20 protein-coding genes and 1 tRNA gene are annotated in these 21,174 nt (G+C 69.6%); 7 read left to right on the forward strand and 14 right to left on the reverse strand.

Going from position 1 to position 21,174, the window contains the following annotated elements; genetic code table 11:
• Positions 1–32 precede the first annotated feature (32 nt).
• Positions 33–106, forward strand: a tRNA-Pro gene (locus tag IH25_RS0130700).
• A gap of 492 nt (positions 107–598) precedes the next feature.
• Entirely contained in the window at positions 599–955 is a 357-nt protein-coding gene (locus IH25_RS0130705; RefSeq protein ID WP_030618010.1) for a DUF4333 domain-containing protein, read from the forward strand.
• A gap of 416 nt (positions 956–1,371) precedes the next feature.
• Here IH25_RS0130705 and IH25_RS0130710 read toward each other — a convergent pair whose 3' ends face one another.
• Both IH25_RS0130710 and IH25_RS0130715 read right to left on the reverse strand, forming a co-directional pair.
• A complete protein-coding gene (locus IH25_RS0130710; protein ID WP_030618013.1) occupies positions 1,372–1,878 on the reverse strand; it encodes a hypothetical protein in 507 nt (168 codons plus the stop codon).
• Positions 1,879–1,924: 46 nt separating this feature from the next.
• Entirely contained in the window at positions 1,925–3,019 is a 1,095-nt protein-coding gene (locus IH25_RS0130715; protein ID WP_030618016.1) for a hypothetical protein, read from the reverse strand.
• A gap of 407 nt (positions 3,020–3,426) precedes the next feature.
• On the opposite strand from IH25_RS0130715, the gene IH25_RS0130720 reads away from it, so the two are divergent.
• From IH25_RS0130720 to IH25_RS0130735, 4 genes are all read left to right on the forward strand, one after another.
• Positions 3,427–4,146, forward strand: a complete 720-nt coding sequence (locus tag IH25_RS0130720) for a hypothetical protein (protein WP_030618019.1) — start codon at positions 3,427–3,429, stop codon at positions 4,144–4,146.
• A 67-nt stretch (positions 4,147–4,213) separates the two neighbouring features.
• Complete coding sequence (locus IH25_RS0130725) at positions 4,214–6,064, forward strand: FG-GAP-like repeat-containing protein (RefSeq protein WP_030618022.1); 1,851 nt, start codon at positions 4,214–4,216, stop codon at positions 6,062–6,064.
• 392 nt (positions 6,065–6,456) lie between these two features.
• Positions 6,457–6,903, forward strand: coding sequence for a PDZ domain-containing protein (locus tag IH25_RS41385; protein ID WP_051754247.1), 447 nt, complete (start codon positions 6,457–6,459; stop codon positions 6,901–6,903).
• 112 nt (positions 6,904–7,015) lie between these two features.
• The gene (locus tag IH25_RS0130735; RefSeq protein WP_107058503.1) at positions 7,016–8,542 is read left to right on the forward strand and encodes an NHL domain-containing protein; all 1,527 of its coding nucleotides are present in this window, start codon (positions 7,016–7,018) and stop codon (positions 8,540–8,542) included.
• A 267-nt stretch (positions 8,543–8,809) separates the two neighbouring features.
• Here the strand turns inward: IH25_RS0130735 and IH25_RS0130740 are convergent, their stop codons facing one another.
• From IH25_RS0130740 to IH25_RS0130780, 9 genes are all read right to left on the reverse strand, one after another.
• A complete protein-coding gene (locus IH25_RS0130740) occupies positions 8,810–10,000 on the reverse strand; it encodes an IS701 family transposase (RefSeq protein WP_245172926.1) in 1,191 nt (396 codons plus the stop codon).
• Positions 10,001–10,447: 447 nt separating this feature from the next.
• Positions 10,448–11,632, reverse strand: a complete 1,185-nt coding sequence (locus IH25_RS0130745; protein ID WP_078844500.1) for an acyltransferase family protein — start codon at positions 11,630–11,632, stop codon at positions 10,448–10,450.
• Positions 11,633–11,753: 121 nt separating this feature from the next.
• Positions 11,754–12,155, reverse strand: a complete 402-nt coding sequence (locus tag IH25_RS0130750) for a YybH family protein (RefSeq protein ID WP_030618035.1) — start codon at positions 12,153–12,155, stop codon at positions 11,754–11,756.
• A gap of 43 nt (positions 12,156–12,198) precedes the next feature.
• Positions 12,199–13,599, reverse strand: a complete 1,401-nt coding sequence (locus IH25_RS0130755) for a flavin monoamine oxidase family protein (RefSeq protein WP_037655932.1) — start codon at positions 13,597–13,599, stop codon at positions 12,199–12,201.
• 89 nt (positions 13,600–13,688) lie between these two features.
• Entirely contained in the window at positions 13,689–14,867 is a 1,179-nt protein-coding gene (locus IH25_RS0130760) for an acyl-CoA dehydrogenase family protein (RefSeq protein WP_030618041.1), read from the reverse strand.
• Between the two features lie 47 nt (positions 14,868–14,914).
• A complete protein-coding gene (locus IH25_RS0130765; RefSeq protein WP_030618044.1) occupies positions 14,915–15,274 on the reverse strand; it encodes a nuclear transport factor 2 family protein in 360 nt (119 codons plus the stop codon).
• Positions 15,271–16,665, reverse strand: a complete 1,395-nt coding sequence (locus IH25_RS0130770; RefSeq protein ID WP_030618047.1) for an FAD-dependent oxidoreductase — start codon at positions 16,663–16,665, stop codon at positions 15,271–15,273. The genes IH25_RS0130765 and IH25_RS0130770 overlap by 4 nt, the downstream gene beginning before the upstream one ends.
• 9 nt (positions 16,666–16,674) lie before the next feature.
• The gene (locus IH25_RS0130775) at positions 16,675–17,070 is read right to left on the reverse strand and encodes a YybH family protein (protein ID WP_030618050.1); all 396 of its coding nucleotides are present in this window, start codon (positions 17,068–17,070) and stop codon (positions 16,675–16,677) included.
• A gap of 250 nt (positions 17,071–17,320) precedes the next feature.
• Complete coding sequence (locus tag IH25_RS0130780; protein WP_030618054.1) at positions 17,321–18,232, reverse strand: NAD(P)-dependent oxidoreductase; 912 nt, start codon at positions 18,230–18,232, stop codon at positions 17,321–17,323.
• A gap of 64 nt (positions 18,233–18,296) precedes the next feature.
• Between IH25_RS0130780 and IH25_RS0130785 the strand changes: the two genes are divergently transcribed.
• A complete protein-coding gene (locus IH25_RS0130785) occupies positions 18,297–18,734 on the forward strand; it encodes a MerR family transcriptional regulator (RefSeq protein ID WP_051754252.1) in 438 nt (145 codons plus the stop codon).
• A 93-nt stretch (positions 18,735–18,827) separates the two neighbouring features.
• Here the strand turns inward: IH25_RS0130785 and IH25_RS0130790 are convergent, their stop codons facing one another.
• The 3 genes from IH25_RS0130790 to IH25_RS0130800 form a co-directional block, all read right to left on the reverse strand.
• On the reverse strand, positions 18,828–19,676 hold the full coding sequence (locus IH25_RS0130790; RefSeq protein ID WP_078844503.1) for an AfsR/SARP family transcriptional regulator: 849 nt from the start codon (positions 19,674–19,676) through the stop codon (positions 18,828–18,830).
• A 712-nt stretch (positions 19,677–20,388) separates the two neighbouring features.
• Entirely contained in the window at positions 20,389–20,583 is a 195-nt protein-coding gene (locus IH25_RS0130795) for a hypothetical protein (protein ID WP_030618063.1), read from the reverse strand.
• Positions 20,576–21,136: a flavin reductase family protein gene (locus IH25_RS0130800; RefSeq protein ID WP_030618066.1), complete on the reverse strand. Its 561-nt coding sequence runs from the start codon at positions 21,134–21,136 to the stop codon at positions 20,576–20,578. Before IH25_RS0130800 ends, IH25_RS0130795 begins: the two co-directional genes overlap by 8 nt.
• Between the last annotated feature and the right edge of the window lie 38 nt (positions 21,137–21,174).

Raw genomic sequence — 21,174 nt, forward strand, 5'->3', positions numbered from 1 at the left:
GATCACGCGGGAAACCCCGCGTGGGACCGCGGCGGGACGTGGCGCAGCTTGGTAGCGCACTTGACTGGGGGTCAAGGGGTCGCAGGTTCAAATCCTGTCGTCCCGACTCGTGAGAGTCGCAGGTGAGGGCCGGTTTCGGAGACATCCGAAACCGGCCCTCGGCCGTTCTTGGGGGACAGTGGGGGACCAGGGCTCCCTTGACCGGTGTCAGCGGGTCATGACGATCGGGCCCGGGAGTGAGCGGGGGGCGCGGACCGCGGCCACCGGCGGTGATCGGCGAACGAGTCAGCCGAACCTAGGCGCAGAAGCGGTAGACGAACGGGATCGTGGCCACGCCCGTTCTGCTGGGGTGTCAGGCGCACATTGGGCAGACGGTGCGGGCCCAGTGAGTGGCTCAGGTGCGCTCGGAGCGTCCGGTCGGCAGGCGTGGGCGGCCCCCGCCGCTCCTGGTGGGAGTGGCGGAGCCCCGGTGTGGATGGTGTCACCGGTAGTGAGCACCCCGCTTCCTGGCAGGGCGACGGTCTCGCCGGAGGCCGGCTGTTGTCGCCGTATATGCTCTCCGGGCCTTCATGCCCTGACCAGCCGACCGGAGTGCACGATGTCCAAAGTCCGGAAGACCACAGGCATTTCGATTCTCACGGCCGTTGCGGCCGGCACGCTGCTCCTGGGCTGCTCGACTTCCGTCGAGGTCAAGAAGTCCACGCCGCCGAAGCTGTCTGCGGAGAAGCTCTCCAGCACCCTGTCCCAGAAGCTCGCCGATGCCACGGGGCAGCCGAAACCGCACGTCGCCTGCCCCGAGGACCTCGTCGGCAAGGTGGGTACCACCTCGCGCTGCACGCTCACGGCGGACGACGGCAGCACCCTGGGCGTGACGGTCAAGGTAACCTCTGTCAGCGGAGACCAGATCCACTACGATTACAAGGCCGATGACAAGGCGTCTCCGGCGTCGAGCTGACGCGGTGTGCTACAGGGCGGAGAGGGCGTATCGCTCGTGGTTGGTCAGTCCGGAGCCGTCCGCCGGTGATCACCGCGGCGCGCACCTGATGGCCCGGTTCGGCTCGTCGGCCCGTGCGCGGCTGCACGTCTCCGCCGCGGCCCTTCTTCTTCTTCTTCGGCCGCCGCGCCAGTCGGCCGCAGCTCTGAACGCGACTGCCCGCCGCACTCGTCGCCGAGTCCGGCCGCCCCGCACCTGACGAGTCATCGTGAGAGTCGCAGATCAGGGCCGGTTTAGTCGACCAGTTGGGGACCAGCGCTCGTCCGGCGATGCGCCGCAGGATGTGGACCGCTGGTTGCTCCATGGGGGCGGCCACCGGCAGGACCGGGCGGACGCCACATACCGCCCGCCGCCCTGCCCCGGCTCGCACGTCCGGTCTACTGGGAGCGGGGCGGCTTCTCCGCGGTTGCCGTGGGCGCCGTGGGTGTCTCCGGGGCCTTCGGAGCCTGCGGGGTCTTGGGGGGCTCGCTGAAGTCGCTCTTGCTCGGCCTGTCCTGCAGGTCCTCGTCCTTCTGGAGGTCGCCGTGCTTCTTCACCGTCGCGCTCGCGTCCTGCATGCCGGCGGAGGCTGCCTTGGTGACCGAGCCGGGGTCCTGGGCGTACTGGGCCTGTGAGCCGGCGGACGCCTGGGTGGTGCGGACGAAGGAGCCGAGGAAGCCCAGGACCGCGCGGGCCTCGGGCGAGGTCTCCTGCACGATCTTCGCGCGGGAGGAGGCGCCGTGGATCGCGGTGTTGAACAGGCTGGTGCTGGTGTCGTCGTACGTGCCGTCGTCGGAGTCCTCGAAGTCGACATCCTCGCCGGGCCGGGGCTTCGTCCTGTCGGTCGTCACGGAGAACAGCCCCGCGCCCCTGCTCGCGGAGTTGAAAATGTTGTCGAACACCATGGTCGTCACCTCTGGTCGTCTACGTCGTGGCGGCGGTGCCGCGGGGTCAGGGCTGCTTGAAGAGCGTCTGCTTGTTCACGGTCAGGGCCTCGACGTCGAGCAGGGTGTGGTGGACGTCCAGGGCGGAGACGACCTCGGCCAGCCCGTGCATGTGGAAGCCGCCCGGCGCCAGGTCGAGGTCGTTGATGTCGCGGGCGACCATGTGGTCGAGGCCCGGATAGGTGCCGGGCTGCGGGGGAGCGAGGACCGCCACCGGGACGGCGTACTGCACCGCGATCAGCCCGGAGAAGGTCACCGGGATCTCGTAGGTGTACTGCTTGCGGGTACGCCGCTGGGTGACGAGCGTCTGCACGCGGGAGTTCGCCGGCACCTTCCCGGAGATCTGCGACTTCGAGACCCAGCTGGTGGTGAGCGAACCCCCGACGGTGGCCGCGATGCCCAGCGCCAGCTGGGCGTTGAGGGACGCGTTGCCCGTGGCACTGCCCGAGGTCGTGAACCCTACCGAGTTGGTCATCGTGTTCGACGAGGAGTTCGTCGCGGAACTGCTCGCGGACGTCTCGGTGGTGTTGGCGTTGTCCACGCCGACGCTGTCTTTGCTGTTCTTGTTCGTGACCGTGTTCGCGTTCTTGTTCGCCGTCCCGTTCTGGCACGACGCCGCGAGCTGCGACTGCAGGTCCAGCCGCAGCTGGTTCTGCAGCTGCAGCTGTAGCGACGCGCCGATGCTGCCGCCGAAGGTGAGTTTCGCGTCGCCGTGGAGTGACCAGGTGACCCCGTTGGAGATGGTGAAGTCGACCGAGTCGGTGAAGGTCATCTCGTCGCTGCCGCGGTTGACGTAGGTGCGGGAGGAGAACGTGTCGGGTGGGGGCTGGGCGATGTCACCGCGCACCTCGATCAGCGGCTCCCCGAGGTTCATGTAGGCGAGCCAGCCCCGCTCGAACGCGGTCCCGGAGAAAGTGCCGAAGCTCGACTTGTTCACGGAGAACCCGACGGGCTTGTGCTTCACACCGGAGGGGTCGACGTAGACCAGGTTGGGGTGGTTCAGGAGCGACTGCCAGGTCTGCTCGATATTGAGTTCCCGCAGGTTCTTCTTCGTCAGCGGCTGACGCTTGGCGTCTACCAGGCTGTATGCGGTGGATGGCATCTACCCGTCCTCGACTAATTCCGGCCGAACCGCGCTCGGTGAAATGCGAACAGAAATCGCGCGTGTTCCGGCAGGCGAAATTATCGCGTCCCCTCTTGCCTGGGAAGATGTATTCACATGTCACACTCAATCGAGTGATCGATTTTCGGAAGTTGCTTCCGAAATACGGGTGAAGTGACCTTTCTTCGTCCGGCATTCACTCGATCGAAGTGTTTTTGTCTGCCCTGCTCACGGGTACCGTGATCCCGGGCGCCACCGCGGCGGGAATTTCGCTTCCAGTCGTCCGTCCCGCTCCCCATCCGGATTCCTTTCGCAGTCCACGTCCGCCTCGATGCGGTTCCATCGAATACCGCGACAGGCATCGAAAATCTTCGTGTTTCACATTCAGAACAGGTGAGGTTTCCGCCATGTACACCCAAGAGCGCACCGTAATGTCCAATTTGGTGGTCGGCGGCCCGGTGGCGGTGAACAGCTACGACAACGCGATCGTGGCGGCACTGGTCGAGAACCGGCCGGTCATGCTCGTCCACGCCTTCAACGGCGGCTACCTGCGACCTGCCGAGCTGGGCGAGGCAAGCCACGACAAGGGCGTCCAGCTGGCCACCGCCCTCGACGACACCGTCAAGGAGGCCAAAGGCCACCTCTGGCACATCACCCCCGCCGGCTTCTTCGGACAGCGGCCCCTGTACTTCATCGAGAGCGCCGCTGGCCAGGCGACGCCCCAGCCCGCCGGCACGGGCGGAACCGACGCCGGACGCGGTGACGACGGCACACCGAAGCCGCAGCGCAGGCGCATGACCGTCCACCAGGACGCGCCCCAGAGCACGGCCGACACCGTCCAGGTCGGCCTGCCCGACAAGGTGGGCGAGAAGTGGCGGGGGAAGAACGGCGCGCCCGAGGACACCCAGCTGTGGGTCGTCACGGTCACGCCGTGGGGCGGCATCACCTTCGTGCCCATCACCCACCCCGACACCATCCTCGGCTTCAAGGACCACGCGGTGACCGCCGACAGCGAGGTCCGGCTCACCCACAACTGGGGCGGGGACTTCACCGGGACGGTCATCAACACCTTCTACCCGCGCCTGCCCAGCGAGTGGAACGTCCCGTACCACCATGTCTTCACGTGACCGGCGGCCACCGCCGTACGACCCCCGCCCCGAACCACCGTCCGCACCGCCTGGAAGAGGCACCACGATGCCCGTGCCCACCGAAGAACTGAAACTGGAGATCGTCAACGCCGCCACGGGGAAGACCCTCGACGGCAGGGCCGCACCGGGGCAGGACGGGACGCTCGTCGTCCGTGAGCTCCCCGAGGACGGTCCGGCTCCGGAGCAGTGGCACCTTGTCCCCGCGCAGCCCGCGCAGGACGAGCAGATCTACGTGATTCACCACGCGACCGGCGGCAAGGTACTCGAGCAGCCCGCCGCCGCAGGCGGCGGCGTCCAGCAGGCGAACGCGGCCGACGGCAGGAAGACCCAGCAGTGGCGCCTCGTCCCCGTCGCCGGCGAAGCAGCCCTCTACGTGATCGAGAGCGCGGCCGACGACACCGTCCTCGACCTGGACCTCGATGCCGGCCTCGGCGCGTCCGCTGAACAGGGAACCCCGGTCGTCGTGCGCGCGTACGACGAGGACGCGGAGAGCCAGCGGTGGCGTCTCGTGCCGGCCGAGCCCGAGCGCGTCAGCGACCCCGTACTGCGCTGGACGCGGCTGGGGCACTGGAACGGCCGGCAGTCCTGGCGGCTGGCTCCCTCGACGGCACTGCGGCCCGCGCCCGACGCGACACCCTCGTTCAGCGATCTGCTGCTGGTCCTCGACCGGTTCGGCACCGACCAGGACGCCGGCGGCTGGAAGACCGAGGGAGCCATGCCCCGCCCCTGCGGGCAGCCAGGCTGGTGGGCCGGGCCCGGCGCGCGGTTCCTCGCTGAAACCGCCGGCAAGGCGCCGGCGGACATCGTCGCGCTCAAGCCGGCCGAAGGGGCCGTGACGGCGGCCGCGCGAGGTGACGGTACGTTCGAGGACGAGGAGCGCGTCCTGCACCCGCCCGCCCCCTCCCAGAGTCCCGCGGACCTGTGGACCCTGGCCGACCTCACGGGCGACGGCACGCCCGGCATCGTGACGCTGGCAGCCGACGGGGTGCGGGTCTCCCTCCAGGAGGAGGACGGAACGCTCCCGCCCGCGGGCGGCGAGCCGGCCCTCAAGGCGTTCGGTCACGGCGACCAGGCCGGTGGGTGGCTGGCCGACAAGCATCCCCGCTTCCTCGCCGACACCACCGGCAACGGTCGGCTCGACCTCGTCGGCTGCCACGACGACGGCGTCTGGATCTCCCTCCAGGACCAAGACGGAAAGTTCGCGCCGCTGCCCGACGAGCCCGCTCTCCGGGCGTTCGGCCACGGCGACAAGGCCGGCGGGTGGCTGGCCGACAAGCATCCCCGCTTCCTCGCCGACACCACCGGCAACGGCCGGCTCGACCTCGTCGGCTGCCACGACGACGGCGTCTGGATCTCCCTCCAGGACGAGGACGGCGTCTTCGCCGAGCCCCTGTACGTCCTCGACGACTTCGGCACCGACCAGGGATGGGCCTCGGTCGAGGAGCACCCCCGGTTCCTGCTGAAGACCACCGGCGACGGAGCGACGGACATCATCGGCTTCGGCCCTTACGGCGTCGTCGTCGCACGCGGCCTCGAGGACGGCACCTTCGAGCCCGCGAAGCTCGTTCTGAACGACTTCGGCACCGCCCAGGGATGGACGGCCACGAAGCACCTCCGCTTCCTCGCCGACATCACCGGCGACGGCAACCCCGACATCGTCGGCTTCGGCGACGAAGGAGTCTGGGTGGCCCACAACCGCGGCGACGGCAGGTTCGAACAAGCCCAGCTCGTCTGCCGTGGCTTCGGCTACCACGACGACGCCGGCGCCTGGCGGGTCGGCCACCACCCCCGCTTCCTCGCCGACATCACCGGCGACGGACGCCTCGACATCATCGGCTTCGGAGGCCCCGGCGTCTACGTGGCCCGCAACCTCTACCGCCGCTTCCGCACCCGATAAGCCCCTGGAACAGCAACAGCGGCATCTCCGTCCGCCCACGGGCACACCCACCTGCCGTGTGATCGATCGGCAAATCTACGTAATCGAAATCGGGAGGATTCATGCGCAAGTCCACAGCGGCATGCACCGTACTCGCGCTGGGAGCGAGCCTGTTCCTCGGAGGGCTGGCGCCCGGAGCCACCGCTGCGCCCGCTCCTGCCACGGTCGCGGCGCTCCGTGCGCCGACGCCCCCGTCCTCCGTCCCTGACCTCGATGCCCCGGGGCCGGCCAGGACGGTCGAGTTCCCGCCGGACGGGCGAGTCCGCTCGAGTCCCGGACATGTGCAGATCCAAGCTCCGCAGTACACACGCATCGTCCGGGTGGACCCCTGGTGCAGCGGCATGAGCTGCCCTGTGACCATTGCCGCCGACGGCTCATCCGCCAGCGTCTCGCTGCAGAGCAGCAACTGGATCTGGAGCCGGCCCTTCAAGGTCGACGTCGTCGCCACGGATGACGCCCCCATGGCAGGTGGCCGGTATACCGGCACTCTGACCGTCGAAGGCGCGACGGTGGACTGGACCGTCAACATCACCCAGGGCACCCCCGGCGCCTTCGGCGGATACGTCAGCAGCGTCCCCGGCGGAGGAGGCGCCCGGGTCCGTTTCGTCGACCCCGATCTGAACGCCGCCGCCGCAGGGTTCAAAGACAAGGACGTCATCACCTCCGTCGACGGTCAGCCCGTCACGTCGGCGGCATCCCTCAGCGCCGTCCTGGCCGGCAAGCGAGCCGGAATCCCGGTACCCGTGGGCATCACGCGCAACGGCACCCAGACGACCCTGCGGTACACGGTCGACGCGTGACCACCACGGCACCCACGCACGGTCACCCCTGCCGCCTGCCGCTCCTGCGGCCTTCGGACACGACCGGCAAGGCCTCCGCACCGGCCGGCCGGCACATGGTGAGGAGATGATGATGAGCAAGGCCCGAACAGCAGCAGAGGGTGAAGACCTCGCCCCCACGATCACCACGGTGGCCGGAACCGGAGATGCCGGGGCCCAAGGAGACGACGGGCCCGCTGCCGCGGCCGGCCTTGACCGTCCCTACGGCCTCGCGATGGACAGCGCGGGCACCCTCTACGTCTCCGACCACAACAATCACAGGGTCCGGAAGGTCACCACCGACGGCAGGATCCGTACGGTGGCAGGGACCGGTACCGCCGGGTTCGAGGGCGATCACGGCCCTGCCCGCTCAGCCCGGCTGGACGGCCCGCGTGAGGTGGCGGTCGACCGTGCCGGGAACCTCTACATCGCCGATTCCGAGAACCACCGGGTCCGCAGGGTCACGGTCGGCGGACTGATCGACACGGTCGCCGGCACGGGCACCGCCGGGTTCAGCGGTGACGACGGCCCCGCCGAGGCCGCCGAGTTGAACTGCCCGTACGGGATCGCAGTGGACAGCCTCGGCAACCTCTACATCGCCGATACCGACAACCACCGGGTCAGGCAGATCACACCGGACGGGAAGATCCGCACAGTCGCCGGGACCGGGACCCCGGGATTCTCCGGCGACGACGGGCCTGCCACCGCGGCTCAGCTCAACACCCCGTACGGCGTCGCGGTGGACGGCGCCGGGAACCTCTACATCACCGACGCCGAGAACCACCGGGTCCGCAGGGTTACCGGGGACGGCACGATCAGCACGGTCGTGGGCACGGGCACCGCCGGGTTCAGCGGTGACGGCGGCCCCGCCCCCTTCGCCCGGCTGGACTTCCCCCTGGGCGTGGTGGCGGACACCACCGGCACCCTCTACGTCTCCGACCACAACAACCACCGGGTCCGCAGGATCGCCGGGGACGGCACGATCAGCACGGTCGCGGGCACGGGCACAGACGGCTTCGACGGTGACGGCGGCCCCGCCACCTCGGCCCAGCTGAACTACCCGTTCGGTCTCGCGGTCGACTGCGTCGGCGCCCTCTACATCGCCGACTACGTCAACAACCGCGTCCGGAAGGTCGCGGCGTCCGCCATGGCAGGACTGCCCGCATCGGGCACGGTGGTCTCCTGGGCAAGCGTCCGCAGCCGGCTGCGGATCGGAGTCACGCGCGAGTCGTTCAAGGACGGAGCCAAGATCCAGCAGTCGCTCGCCGCCCCCCGCCCGTCGCAGCGGTGGCGCCTGGTCGTAGTCGGCCACACCGCCGGCGGCGACGTGGTCTACACGATCGAGAACGTGCGCAGCAGGAAGGTTCTGGAAGTCGACGAAGCTCGGGGAGCGGCCGGGGCGGTGGTCGCACAGCGCGCCTACGAAGGCGACGAAGCGCACCATCAGCACTGGCGGCTGATCCCGGTGGGCGCCGTGACCGACGATCCCCGGGTCTACGAGATCGCGAACCGGAACAGCGGTCTGCTTCTGGGCGTCGAAACCAACGCACCCGTGGTGATCACGCAGCGCTGGGCGGAGGGCGACCACCAGGGCAGGCAGTGGCAGTTGCTGCCCATGTGACGAACGAGCAGGGGGCGGGAGCGGCCCCGCCGCTCCTGCCCCCTGCCTTTCGGCCGGGGGCTGTTCGGCCTCGGGTCCGGGACGCCGCCGTGCATCGTTCCGAGCCGACGGATCGAGTCGGAAGGAGTCACATCAGCGGCTCGGCGAGTGCTGAACTCACGGTAGCTGACCGCCCTCCGCGTCGTCTGCGGCGGCGTCCTCATGGATCTGTGCTTCCTCACCGGGGGCGATCACTTTCGGATGCCGTCGGCTTCCGGAGACGGGAGGCTAGGGGGTGCGGTGGGACAGGGCGACGATCGCGTGTGCCGCCGAGGCGAGGGTCATGTGCCGGTGCCAGCCGCCGAAGGAGCGTCCCGTGAAGTCCCGCATGCCCACTTTCTCGGAGATGTCGGTGAAATCCGCGTCGACCTTGTCCGCGAGACGGGTCAGCCGTACCAGCAGCGCGGGCTGCGCGCTGATCATGTTGGACAGCCACAGCTGCGTCCTGCCGCGCCCAACCGCGTCCTCCACTCCCAGCAGAGTCAGTACGCCACAGGGGGCGGCGGACCCGCCCGCGGCCGGCAGGGTTACCCGGACGGTCGCGGCCAGGTGGGTGTGACGGGCGCTGTCCGGACGCCGGTCGGTCCAGTTGGCGGGCCGTCGCAGGTCCCGTGCCATCGCCATGATCTGGTCCGCGGGCATCGTCTGGCCCTCGCCGGCCGGCAGCAGCGGATCGGTGACGGTCAGGCTCGTTCCCCCGTCGGCGCGCACCAGCAAGGGGATGCCCGGGTCCGCGAACTCCTGGATGAACGTGGCCCCCTCGACCTCGCCGGTGTCGACGACGAGCGGGCGCGGGGCAAGGTTCCAGGCCAGAACGGTCTCCATACAGACCGCGCCGAGACACTCGGTCAGGGTCTCCGGCCCGACGTCGTCCGGTATGGCGACCTGACTGCGCCGGCGGTGGTCCTCGAGCCACGTGTGCGTCAGGTGCAGCCGCCAGTTGACCGGCGCCGTCATGTCTTCGGACGCGGCCCACACGCCGATGGCCCGCTGTGCGTTGAGCACTTGGCCGAGGGACGGGAAGAACTGCCGTTCCACGCCCACGGAATGCTGCCCGGACTTCGGGATGATCAGGAGCCGGGCCACCCAGGCCTGGACATGGGTGAGGGACGTCAGGTGGTGCGCGAGCGCCCGCCGCATGGGCACCCAGTCCCAGGTGGAGGAGGACACGAAGTGGTGCAGGTTCTGCTCGGAGACATGGTCGCCGGACCGCGCGGCGATGGTGCGGATGAACTTGCGTCCCTCGGCCTCCAGCAGCCCGCGTAAGTAGTAGAGGGCCTTGCGGTGCTGGTCGCTGCGTTTCAGGGAGGCGAGGAGCCGGGGTGCCAGCTCGCCGAGGACCCTTTCGCGAGAGGGAGGGGTGGCCGGGGGGAAGGTCGCTCGCCCGGTGGTCTCAGGATGCACGTCGACACAGGTCATGGTGAATCTCCTTGGGAACCGGGAAAGACGCGCACGGCACGCGCGGGCGCATAAGCGGGCACTCTGATACGGGATGGGGCGACCTGGGGACTCAGCAGCGCTCGTGGGCACGTGGGGCGACCGCTCCGGTGTGCGTCGTCGGGGTCCCCCACACCCGGTGTCCGGGCGCCGCCGGATCGACGCGCGATGCCATCCCCACCTCCATGAACCGTCATGATCCGCTCGCACGAGAGCCCTGCCGACTGTAATAGGCGCTCACGGTGGGGGCCACTGTACGAAGAGAGAGTGTCAAGTCCTCACGAAGTAAAGTGCGTATCAATCATCGGTCAAGTACCAATCACGCCAGTACCATGCGCCACTGTCGGTCAACTCCGCCCCGTGGGGGAGCGCGACGACACATGCGCCGGCCGGGAACCGTGTCCCGGCCGGCGCGGTGCCGCGGCAGGATCACTGCACGGGCTCGGCCGGGCGGCTGAGCGTGGCAGGTGCGTCTTCCGGGGCGCTCGGCTTCCGCCGGGGCGAACTCCAGCGCCGCATCATGGGTTTCTCGACGTACGTGTGCAGGACCCAGGCGCACACCAGGGTGACGGCGTAGGTGGTCACGATGAACAGGAGGGCACCGGGAATGCCCCAGGACTTGTCCTGCCCGATCAGCTTCCGGGCGCCGAGCATGACCGACAGGTGTACCAGGTAGAAGGCGAAGGAGAGGTCGCCGAGCCAGACGATGCGCCGTCCGCGCATCAGGGTGCGCCGGCCGGTGAGGTCGGCCCGGATGGACGCGCCGACGATCAGGATGACGGGGACGAAGGTGAACGTGGCGAAGGCGAACACCTCCGGCAGCTGCGGTGCGACACAGCAGAAGACGGCCAGCAGCAGGGCCGCGGGGCCGAATCCCACGTTGAGCCAGCGGCCGCCGAGGACCAGGCGGGCCACGATGATGCCGGCGACGAACTCCAGCATGCGCACCGGGGGGAACACGTAACTGAACCAGACCTGGTGTTCCAGGGGGATCGCCAGATGGCTGAGAGTGGTGAGCGCGAGGGCGACTGCCACCAGGCCCGCCAGCCAGCCGTAGAGGTGGGTCTCCTTGATCCTCCTGACGCCGAGCAGCAGGAACGGGAAGAGGAGGTAGAAGAACACCTCGGCCGATATGGACCAGCTCGGACCGTTGGCGCTGAAGATGACCCTGGTGTCCGGCACCCAGTTCTGCACGAGGAAGATGGCCGGCAGGTCCTTGGCGTTGGTGTTCGCTCCGGTGAGGACCAGCATGCCGATGCCGTAGGTCACCAGGTGCAGCGGGAAGATCTTGAAGAAGCGGCGACGGTAGAAACGGGCCAGGGTGTCGTTCGGGCGGGACGCCCAGGTCAGGATGAAGCCGCTGGTGACGAAGAAGAAGGACACACATGTGTAACCGATGAACCCGAAGACCGACCGGTAGGTGTCGCGCACTCCGGGGTCCTCGAAGATGGTGAGGACGTCGACCTCGTAGGGCAGGTCGCCGGCCAGGATGATGATGTGGCAGAGGAATACGATCACCGAGGCGACGCCGCGCATCCCGGTGAGCGACGCCAGCGGGGGCCGTTTCCCCTCCGTGCCGGTCAGCGGTTCCCGGGCATGTGGTGTCTGAGCCATCGGACGGCCCCTTTCGAGTGTCAAGTCTGCGCAGCGCAGCGGCGTGAGCCGGCCGCCGTCGGAGGGATCCGGGGCCGTGGCCGGCTCACGCGTGGTGTGAGGTGCTGTCGCCGAAGGGCGCCTACGCGTACTCCTCCTCGGCCACCGGCCGGTCGATGACCATCAGCCAGTTGCCGTCCTCGCCGCGGCGCAGTACGTCGGTGCAGATGCCGCGCATGTGCACGGGGTCACCGTCCGGCTGGGGCACCTCCATGTCGTACTCGACGAAGATCAGAAGAGTGTCGCCCGCGGTATAGGCGTTGAGGAACTTCGCGTTGAGCCTCGGCTTTTGCGCCAGGAACTCCGTGATCACGCGGGTGCGTTCGGCACCGGTCAACGGGCTGCCCGACAGATTCGATATGGCGTCGTCCCGGTAGAGACTGTCGAAGACCGCTCCGTCGCCGGTGTTGAACGCGGCGAGGAACACCTCGTTCTGCTGGACAGGGTCGTCCGTGAGCTTCAGGTCACGCGGATCGATGGACATGGGTATGACCTCCGTTGTCTGTCCGCCGGGCGTCCACGTCGTGCTAGATCAGTGCCGCGGCCTGGTTCGCGGCGCGGTTTCCGGTCTCGATGGCGCCTTCGAAAGAGCCGATCCAGCCGTTGGGCATGTCGCCGGTGGCGAAGGTGATCCGCCCGTGCGGCTGGTGGATGGCGGGCAGCTGACGGAGCATCTGACCGGGGCGGCGCATGCCCCAACCACCCTGCGTGTAGGTCTCGTTGACCCAGTCCTGGACCTTCATCGAGATGACCCGGGCGGTGGGCACGATGCGCTTCAGCGCCGCGTCGACACTGGCCCGGTCGCTCACGTTGAGACCGGGGCCGTTGAGGGCGATCATCAGGGCGTCGCCGTTGCTGAAGGTGCCGTGGGTGACCAGTGACGCGATCGGGTCGCCGGCCTCTCCCTGAGCCGCGAGCCGGGTGGTCACGCCCGCGACCCTGAGCCACATCTTGGCCGCGTGGGGGCGCACTCCGACGCCTTCCGTGGTCGCGCTGGCGAACACGGCGGGCAGGCCCGGGTTGAACTGGATGGTGCGCCATATGTTGACCGGGACGGCGACGACGGCCACCGGCGCGGAGAAGGCCTGCCCGCTCTTGGTGACGACCCGCACCTTGCCGCCGCTGTCGGTGACGGACGCGACCGGGGAGTTCAGCCGGATGTCGACGCCGCTGAGCATGGCCTTGACCAGCGAGGTGGCGCCGGTGCTGATGCGGGCCGCGGTCATCTTGTTCCAGCCGTCGGCGCTCCAGTCGCACAGCGCCCACCACTGGGCGAGAGCGGTCAGGCCGCCGTTGGCGGCATCGCCGCCCGAGTACGTGGCCAGCTGGCCGTGGATGAGGCTGCGGTCGTCCGACGAGAGGTTCAGCGCCTTCAGCCGGTCGGCCAGCGAGAGCGGATCGACGCTCTTGAGGAGGTCGGCACGGTACAGCGGCTCGTTGGGGCGGGGGAAGTAGTCCCGGGATCCCTCGAAGACCCGGCCCAGCAGCTCACCGACGCGCTGCGAGGTGGCCACCGGGTCGACCGGGGCGTAGGTGCCGTTGCGCGGGTAGATGACCTGCTGCACCGGGGCGTCCACGACCGTGGTGAGGCCGTAGCGCTGTATCTCCGCGTAGGTGCGGTGGTAGTTGGGGTGCAGCCAGGCGCCGCCCCGCTCGATCGCCACGCCGTCGTAGTCGGAGCTGTACACCCGTCCGCCGACCCGGTCGCGGGCCTCCAGGACCAGCGGGCGCAGCCCCTTGTCCTTGAGGTCCCGGGCGGCGGTGGCGCCGGCGAACCCGGCACCGATGACGATGGCGTCGTAGCCGGTGGTCTCGCCGTCCTCGGCGGAGGCCGGGCGGGTGAGGAGCGAGCCGGCGCCGACGGCGAGCGCGGCCGTGCCACCCGTCTTGAGGACGCTGCGGCGGCTTACGGGATGCTGCTTGTTCACTGTTCCCCCGTGGGTAGGTGTGCGGTCTGTCCGTGGTGTGGGATCGGTACGGGAAGGTGCGGAACCGGAGCGGTGGGACGCCCGCCGGCTCACAGCAGGGGTGTGCCGGGATCGAGCCCCAGCAGGACCCGTCCGTGGGTCTCCAGGTTGGTGCTGAGCAGCAGCAGGGCGTGCAGAGCCAGGCCCTGGCTGTCGCGGTGGAACCGCTGGATGGGGACGCCGCGTTGGATCGCCGAGGCGCCGCTGGCGTTGTAGAGCGTCTCCACCGCCTCCTTGGCCAGCTGGATGGCGTACGCGGCCTGGCCGCGCACGGTGGCCTTCTCCTCGACGGTGGGCTGTTCACCCGCGTCGGCCCGCGCCTGGAGCCGTCGCAGCCAGCCCTCGGCGAGCCCTTCGGCCGCCGCGATCCGGTTGGCCGCGGCGGCGACCTGGATCTGGGTCAGCGGGTGCTGCACCTGGTCGGTCCAGGAGGTGTAGGTGATCGGCCGGCCGGGCACCCGGTCGAGGAACAGCTCCAGCGCGCCACGCGCGATGCCGATGAAGGTGGCGGCGCACTCCGCCATCACGAAGCTGAACAGGCCGTAGTCCCGGCCGGTCTTGCCGGCGTGGGCGCGGCCCGGGGTGGTGTTGAGGACGGCGTCCTCGAAGCCGATGACGCGGTGGGCGGGAACGAAGACGTCCTCGGCGGTGGTGGTGGAGCTGCCGGTGGCCGCGGCGGACGAGGTGTTCCAGTCGTCGGCGATGGTGAACCGGTCCATCGGCACGAGGGCGACGAGGTCCTCCACGGTACCGTCGGGCTTCTCCAGCAGCGCGGCGGCGATGTTCCAGTGCGCCGCACGGCAACCGGTGTTGAAGCGCCAGCTGCCGTTCAGGAGGTAGCCGCCCTCGGTGGGCGTGAGGGTGCCGCTCGGGGTGAAGCCGCCGGATATCCGGACGGACTCCTGGGCGAAGACCTCCTCCTGGGCCTGGTCCGGGTAGAGCGTCGCCACCCAGGCGTTGGACACCCACACCATGGAGACCCAGCCGGTCGAGCCGCAGCCGCGAGCGATCTCGGTCAGGACCCGGGCCTGGTCGGCCAGCGAGAGGTCGAGGCCGCCGAACCGGCGCGGTGTGGCGATCCGGAACACGCCGGCCTTGTCCAGGAGGTCGATGTTCTCGTCGAGGATCCAGCGGCGCGTCTCGGACGCCTCACCGTTGTCCCGGAGGGTCGGCACGATCTTCTCGACCTGGCGCAGCACGGTGTCGACTGCTGTGGCTGTGGTGGTCATTTCGCCTTCCTGGGCGTTGCGCGAAGTGGGTCGCGGTGCGGTGGGCGTCAGTTGATGAAGCCGAGGATGCGGTGGATGCGGCCGTCCCGGATCAGGACGGTGTCGGTTCCGGTGGCACGTGACATCGCGCCGCCGGGGGTGGCCCAGCGCCAGGTGAACAGCACCATGTCGTTGTGGGAGCCGAGCACCGAGATGATGGAGAAGTAGTCGTCGGGCGCCAGTTCCTGCATCTCGGCCATCGACTGGTCGATGGCCTCCAGCCCCACCAGGGGAGCGGTGAGGTTCTGGTCGATGTACGACCCGTCCTCGGTGAACAGGCCGGCGAGCAGGGCGCGGCGGCGGGCGGCGTCGCGTTCGTTGATGACCTCGATGTAGCGGTGGACGAGGTCGACGGATGTGTCGGTCATGGTGTGCGTGCACCTCTTTCGGCCGTGCCCGGTATCAGGGCGCGGAGGTATGCGGGGGCGGTGCCGAGCGAGTGCTTCAGGACGCGCAGCAGGATCGTGGGCCGCAGCAGGGACTCCTCGGGTTCGAGGAGCGCGATGACCCGCAGGAACGCGGCGGCCACGTCGGGGTCGCGGGTCCCGGCCCGCTGCACCAGCGTCACGTAGGAATGGCCTGCGCGGTCCATCAGGTGCCGCTCGCCCTCGACGCCGGGGTAGGCGCGGTCGCTGCCGGTCATGAGGTTCCAGACCCGGTCGACGGCGTCCCGGGCGATGTCGCGCTGGAAGGCCAGGGGCTGCGGTGCCCGGCCGGAACGCAGGTGCCGGCGCAGTGTGCGGGTCTCGAGCGCGGCGACCGTCATGCCCTGCGCGTAGGAGGGGTTGAGGCTGCACACGGCGTCACCCATCACCAGCAGCCCTCGCGGGAACCGGGGCAGCCGCTCGTAGCGGCGGCGCAGGCTGACGGGGAACCGGTAGGCCACCGGGGTGTGCAGCGGCTCCGCGTCCTGGAGGGCGTCGTAGATGTCCGGCGCCGCCACCGACTTGATGAAACCGAGGAAACCCTCGTGGTCGGCGGGCGGGTGGTCGCCGAGGATGCCGTAGGCGGTGACCACGGTGCGGTCTCCGTCGACCTTCGCGGCGATGGCGCCCCGGGGCAGGGCGGGGGAGGCCATGATGTTGATGGCGGTGTCACCCCGGTAGGGGTCCGAGCGCATCCGGTAGTGGCAGGTGGTGTAGCCGAGGCCGATCTTCTGCCGTTCCTCCTCGACCTGTCCGTAGCCGAACTCCGCCAGCCAGGCCGGGGTGCGCGAGCCGCGGCCGGTGGTGTCCACGACCAGGTCGGCGGTGAGGGTCTCCTCCGCGCCACCGTCGTCCTGACGGGCCACCACGGCACCGGTGACCGTGTCGTGGCCGGGTGTGGTGCACAGCCGCAGGATGTCGCGGCGCTCCAGGAACTCCACGTTGGGCAGGGCCTGGACGCGCTCGCGGACATGGCGTTCGAGGAACGGCCGGCTCGATGTGAGCGCCTGTACCCCGGTCCGGGTCCGCCGCAGACGCACGCCGTTCACGTACCAGCGCAGGTTTCCGGCGAGGTCACCGAGGTGTGCCCCGGCCCGCACCATGTCGTCCGTGATGCCGGGAAACAGTTCCTCGATGACGTGGTGACCGCTGGCCAGCAGCCCGTGCACCTGGCGTCCCTGGGGCACGCCCTTGCGCGGCTCGGTCGCACCGGTGAGGGTGTCCCGGTCGACGACGGTGACATGTGTGTAGGCGTCGGAGAGGACCCGGGCCGCGAACAGCCCCGCCATGCTCCCGCCCAGGACGATCGCCCGGTCTCCGCATTTCGTACCCATGGCCGGCGGCTATTCGGCCGTGTTGCGCGGGTCGCCGTACGGGGCGTCCACGGTGTAGCGCCAGTTGCCGTCCGCCCCGCGGGTCAGGACGTCCGTGCCGATGCCGGAGAGCCGCTCGACGTCGCCGTTCTCGCCGGGGACCTCCATGGTCCAGTCGACGGTCAGCAGCGCGGTGTCACGGGTGACGTGGGATTCCCGGATCTTCGCCGTCAGCGTCGGCTTCTGCGCCAGGAACTCCGCGAGGCTGTCCTTGCGGGCCTGACCGGACAGCGGTTGTTCGGGATCCCAGGCGGAGACCGCTTCGTCGGTGTAGTGCTCGTTGACAGCGTCGGGGTCGCCCGAGTTGAAAGCCCGGACGTAGACTTCGAGGTGCGCTTCGACGCCGCCAGCATGGGTAGTGGTCACAGTGAAACCGCCCCAACCAATCGTCGTGCTGCCACGTTTGACCGGATCGGGTGCTTCGGATGACCCGAATCCGGCGAGAAGCCTATGGGCGGTGATCCACTGCCTGGGCATCAGCGGGTAACGCGCTCTCCACCGCGGCGATGACGCGGTTTCCCGGCCGGTCGTGGCGGCGTCGCGCGGTGGAAAACAGACGGTCCCGGCCCCGGGCGGGGCTGGGACCGTCGGACGTCGTGGGACGGCTACAGGAGCGTCACGGGCGCGGCGTCGCCTTCTTGAACAGCTCGTGGATCGCCAGGTAGCTCTGGCCGCTGTGGCCCTCGGCGATGGCGCGCTCGGCGATCTCCTTCATCAGCCGCGGGTGGTCGGAGTGGATGCCCTGCTCCTCGCTGGTGCGGGTGATGTGGTCCAGTGCGTTGAGGTTCATCTCCAGGGTGTTCAGGGTGCCCGGGTAGTTGCCGGCGTCCAGGTCGGGCGCCTGCTGGGCCAGGGCCGCGTAGTCGACCACGACCGGCATGAACCAGCCGAGTGCCATCTCCGCGAACTTCTCGGCCGACACGTTCGCGGAGCCGACCAGAGCGGTGGCGTGCAGCCAGCCGTTCAGGGTCGTGTACATCATGTCGAGCATGGCGGTGTTGTAGAGCACCGCGAGGCCGGGGTCGTCCCCCAGGAAGCGCGGCTCGCCGAGGCTGGTCAGCGGTGCCAGGTGCTGGTCGTAGACGGCCTGGGAACCGCTGTAGAGGAAGACCGCGCCCGGCTCGCCCACCATCGGCGGCGGCACCATGATGGCGCCGTCGAGGTAGCCCGCGCCCCGCTCGTCGAACCACTTGACGGCCGCGTGCGCCTCGGTCGGCGTACCGGAGTTGAGGTTGACCAGGGCGCGGCCCCCGAGCGCCTCGGCGGCCGGTTCCAGGACCTTGTACATGGTCTCGTAGTCGGTGAGACACACGAGGGTGACCGGGCTCGCGGCGACCGCCTCGGCCACCGTCGCCGCGCGCCGGGCCCCCTTGGCGACGAGCCCGTCGGCCTTCTCGGGGCTGCGGTTCCAGATGGTGAGGGCGTGGCCCTTCTTGAGCAGGGTCTCGGCCAGGGCCATGCCCATCGGGCCGAGTCCGATCAGGGTAACTGCGTTGTTCTGCTGGTCAGTTGACTGCTGTGTCGTCATGCCGTCTACGCTAGGGTCTCACATCGATGTGAGAGTCAACTCGAATTTGTGTGGTGAGCGACACATGCGCATCGGAGACCTTTCCCGTCGGACCGGCGTCAGTGTGCGCCTCCTTCGCTACTACGAGGAACAGGGACTGCTGCGCCCACTGCGCCGTCCCAGTGGGTACCGCGAGTATCTCGAGGACGATGTCCGTACGGTGCAGAACATCCGTACGCTGCTGGGGGCCGGCCTCTCCACACGGACGATCGCCGCGCTGTTACCGTGCATGGTCGACGACGGCCAACTGCTGGCACCGGCCTGCTCCGGGATGCTGTCCGACCTTCAGCGCGAACGGGAGCGCATCGACCGGGCGGTGGCCGATCTCCAGTCCGCGCGGGCGGTGCTGGACACCATCATGACCGCCACGCTGCCGCACGACGTCGCCGAGGACGGGGCCTGCCACGCGGCGGAGCCGGCACCGGCCGATTTCGAGGCACTGCTGCGCGGCGCGCACAGCTGACGCGGGCCCGGTCCGCCGTCGCGGGCCCGCATCGGGTGCTTTCGCCGCCGGGACCGGACGGCACCGGCCGGGGGCGCTGTGCCGGCCCTGGGGTCAGCCGGCCGCCGTCGAGGTCCAGAAGGGCGGGGCGCCGTACGGCGCGGGCCTGAGTTCCTTCAGCCGCGACGGCTGCCGGGGGAGCTCGGTGACGGTGGAGTCCAGTATGCGGGCCTGGAGTTGCCGGAGTTCCGGCGAGGGTTCCAGACCCAGTTCACGCTTGAGGATGCGATAGAGGTTCTGGTACGCCTCCAGGGCCTCGCCCCGGCGGCCGGCCCGGCACAGGGCCGAGATCAGCTCCCCGTGGAACCACTCGTGCAGCGGGTAGTCGTCGACCAGGGTGCGCAGTTCGGGGAGCAGCTCCCGGTGGCGGCCGAGACGGTTCTCGGTCTCCACCCAGAACTCCAGCGCGCGCAGGCGCATTTCCTCGAAGTGGGCGACCCGCGAGGCCAGCACGCTGCCGTGGGGCACATTGCTCAGGATGGGGCCGTGCACCAGCTCCCGGGCGGTGACGAGATGTCTGGAGGCCTGCTCCGGCGAGCCGTTCACGAGCTCCCACTGGGCGCGGCGCACCAGCTTCTCGAAGGCGGCCACGTCGACCTCGTCCTCGCAGACGTCCAGGCGGTAGCCGGGCGCCTCGGTCGCCAGTAACCGGCGGCCGGAGGCGCTGACGCGGGCGTCGTTGAGCATCCGGCGCGCGTGGTAGATGTGCGTCTGCAGGGTGTGGACGGCGCCGGCCGGCGGGTCGGCCCCCCACAGTTCCCGGACGAGCACGTCCGTGGCCACGACCTTACAGCCGTGCAGGGCCAGGACGGCGAGCGTCTGGCAGACCTTCGGCGCCTTGGGAGTGAGCCTTTCGCCGTCGTCGGTGATGATCTCGAACAGGCCGATGAGATTGAACCGCACTACGCACGCTCCTGTTCCAACGCTTGTCACGCCCCGAGGCGGGCGGGTTGTCCTGCCCCGAGGGTAAGGAGTCATCGGTCTAGGACGCCTGTATATGACAAAGAGAGAGTCAAGTTACCGGATAGTAGTCCGGTATTGGTTCTCAAATGTCGCATCCGGTGGCCGATGGACTGCGAAGGGTGCGGTCGTGGTGGGAGCGACGCGGCCGGTGGAAGGGCGGCGCACGGGACGCGCCGGGGGAGGGAAAAGCGGACGACGGGTACGCGGCCCCCTCACACCCTCTCCTGGTGCGAGGCGTTCAGGCCCGCGTCGCGGGGGCGAGTTGGCGTTTCGCCGGTACGGGCGCGGCCCGGGAGGCGTGACGCCGCGACGGGCGCCCGCCCCGCCCCCTGAAAGAGGATGCCGATCCGGTTTCCGGTCGGCAGGGAGGCGTGGTGGGGGTACGGCGGTATGACGGGGGCTCAGGCGGGTGCGTCGAGCGGCTCGGCGACGGCTTCGGTGGGAGGCCCTCCGTCGGCCGGCCGGTGCGTGGGCGGCGTCCGCGGCGACGGTGAGGTCGCGCTCGGTGGTTCGGTCGCCGCGCCCGGCCCGGCCGGTCCGTCGGCCCCGCCGCAGGCGTCGGCGCGAGCGTCGGCGCGGGCGGGGCAAATCGTTTTCCACCGGGCCGGGGGCGTGGCGGTTCCGCACCGGCCGGGAGGGCGGGCAGCGGTGCTTACGACGGGGTGGCGGGCCGGTGGGGCGTGCGCGGCCGGGCCGCGCCGGGCGGATGCTCCTCCGCCCGGCCGAGCCTGGTGGTGGCCCGTAGCGCCGCCGACCGGGCGAGCCCCACGTTCAACGCCCGGACGATGAGGCCCGCGTTGGGGGTGTCGGCGAGGTCGTCGCCGTCCGGTCCGTCCTCGTCAGGCATGGCCCGGTTCCCCGGTGCGCTCCCCACCCCGGGTCCCGGTCTCCAGGAACGCGCTGCCGAAGAAGAGCAGGCCCGATCCGCCGGTACGGGTCTTGGTGTCGGCGACCCTTCCGAGGAACAGTGTGTGGTCACCCGAGTCGTGACTTGCCGTCAGTTCGCATTCCAGCCACGCCAGCGCGCCGTGCAGGAGCGGGGCCTGGCTGAACTCACCCAGGTCCCAGTCGAGACCGTCGAACTGCTCCGGCCCCAAGGGGCGCCGCTTGTCGGCGAAGTAGCGGGCGAGTTGTTCCTGCCCAGCCTCCAGGACCGAGATCCCGAAGCGCCGTTGGGACGTGAGCGCCTTGTGCATGACCGCGTCCCGCGCCACACAGCACAGGACCGTCGGCGGATCGAGGGAAACCGAGGTGAACGCGTTGGCGGTCATACCGTGGATGTCCTCGCCGCCGACGCTCAGCACGATGACACCCGTCGCGAAACACGCCATCGCGTCTCGCAGGGAGGAGGAGGCCAGGGGAGTGCGGTCGGTGGATTTCACGACGGACGCCGGATTCATGCCAAACCCTTCGTCGGACTCATGAGGCGAACATAGGC

Source organism: Streptomyces achromogenes subsp. achromogenes (genome assembly GCF_000720835.1).
In the GTDB taxonomy this organism is placed as follows: Bacteria; Actinomycetota; Actinomycetes; order Streptomycetales; family Streptomycetaceae; genus Streptomyces; species Streptomyces achromogenes.

Excerpts from the sequence above, each read along its gene's own strand:
- IH25_RS0130710 (WP_030618013.1), bottom strand. The coding sequence starts at position 1,878 with ATGGTGTTCGACAACATTTTCAACTCCGCGAGCAGGGGCGCGGGGCTG.
- IH25_RS0130705 (WP_030618010.1), top strand. The coding sequence starts at position 599 with ATGTCCAAAGTCCGGAAGACCACAGGCATTTCGATTCTCACGGCCGTT.
- IH25_RS0130765 (WP_030618044.1), bottom strand. The coding sequence starts at position 15,274 with ATGACCGACACATCCGTCGACCTCGTCCACCGCTACATCGAGGTCATC.
- IH25_RS0130745 (WP_078844500.1), bottom strand. The coding sequence starts at position 11,632 with ATGGCTCAGACACCACATGCCCGGGAACCGCTGACCGGCACGGAGGGG.
- IH25_RS0130780 (WP_030618054.1), bottom strand. The coding sequence starts at position 18,232 with ATGACGACACAGCAGTCAACTGACCAGCAGAACAACGCAGTTACCCTG.
- IH25_RS0130800 (WP_030618066.1), bottom strand. The coding sequence starts at position 21,136 with ATGAATCCGGCGTCCGTCGTGAAATCCACCGACCGCACTCCCCTGGCC.
- IH25_RS0130770 (WP_030618047.1), bottom strand. The coding sequence starts at position 16,665 with ATGGGTACGAAATGCGGAGACCGGGCGATCGTCCTGGGCGGGAGCATG.
- IH25_RS0130750 (WP_030618035.1), bottom strand. The coding sequence starts at position 12,155 with ATGTCCATCGATCCGCGTGACCTGAAGCTCACGGACGACCCTGTCCAG.
- IH25_RS0130720 (WP_030618019.1), top strand. The coding sequence starts at position 3,427 with ATGTACACCCAAGAGCGCACCGTAATGTCCAATTTGGTGGTCGGCGGC.
- IH25_RS0130785 (WP_051754252.1), top strand. The coding sequence starts at position 18,297 with ATGCGCATCGGAGACCTTTCCCGTCGGACCGGCGTCAGTGTGCGCCTC.
- IH25_RS0130735 (WP_107058503.1), top strand. The coding sequence starts at position 7,016 with ATGAGCAAGGCCCGAACAGCAGCAGAGGGTGAAGACCTCGCCCCCACG.
- IH25_RS0130740 (WP_245172926.1), bottom strand. The coding sequence starts at position 10,000 with ATGACCTGTGTCGACGTGCATCCTGAGACCACCGGGCGAGCGACCTTC.
- IH25_RS0130760 (WP_030618041.1), bottom strand. The coding sequence starts at position 14,867 with ATGACCACCACAGCCACAGCAGTCGACACCGTGCTGCGCCAGGTCGAG.
- IH25_RS0130725 (WP_030618022.1), top strand. The coding sequence starts at position 4,214 with ATGCCCGTGCCCACCGAAGAACTGAAACTGGAGATCGTCAACGCCGCC.
- IH25_RS0130715 (WP_030618016.1), bottom strand. The coding sequence starts at position 3,019 with ATGCCATCCACCGCATACAGCCTGGTAGACGCCAAGCGTCAGCCGCTG.
- IH25_RS0130795 (WP_030618063.1), bottom strand. The coding sequence starts at position 20,583 with ATGCCTGACGAGGACGGACCGGACGGCGACGACCTCGCCGACACCCCC.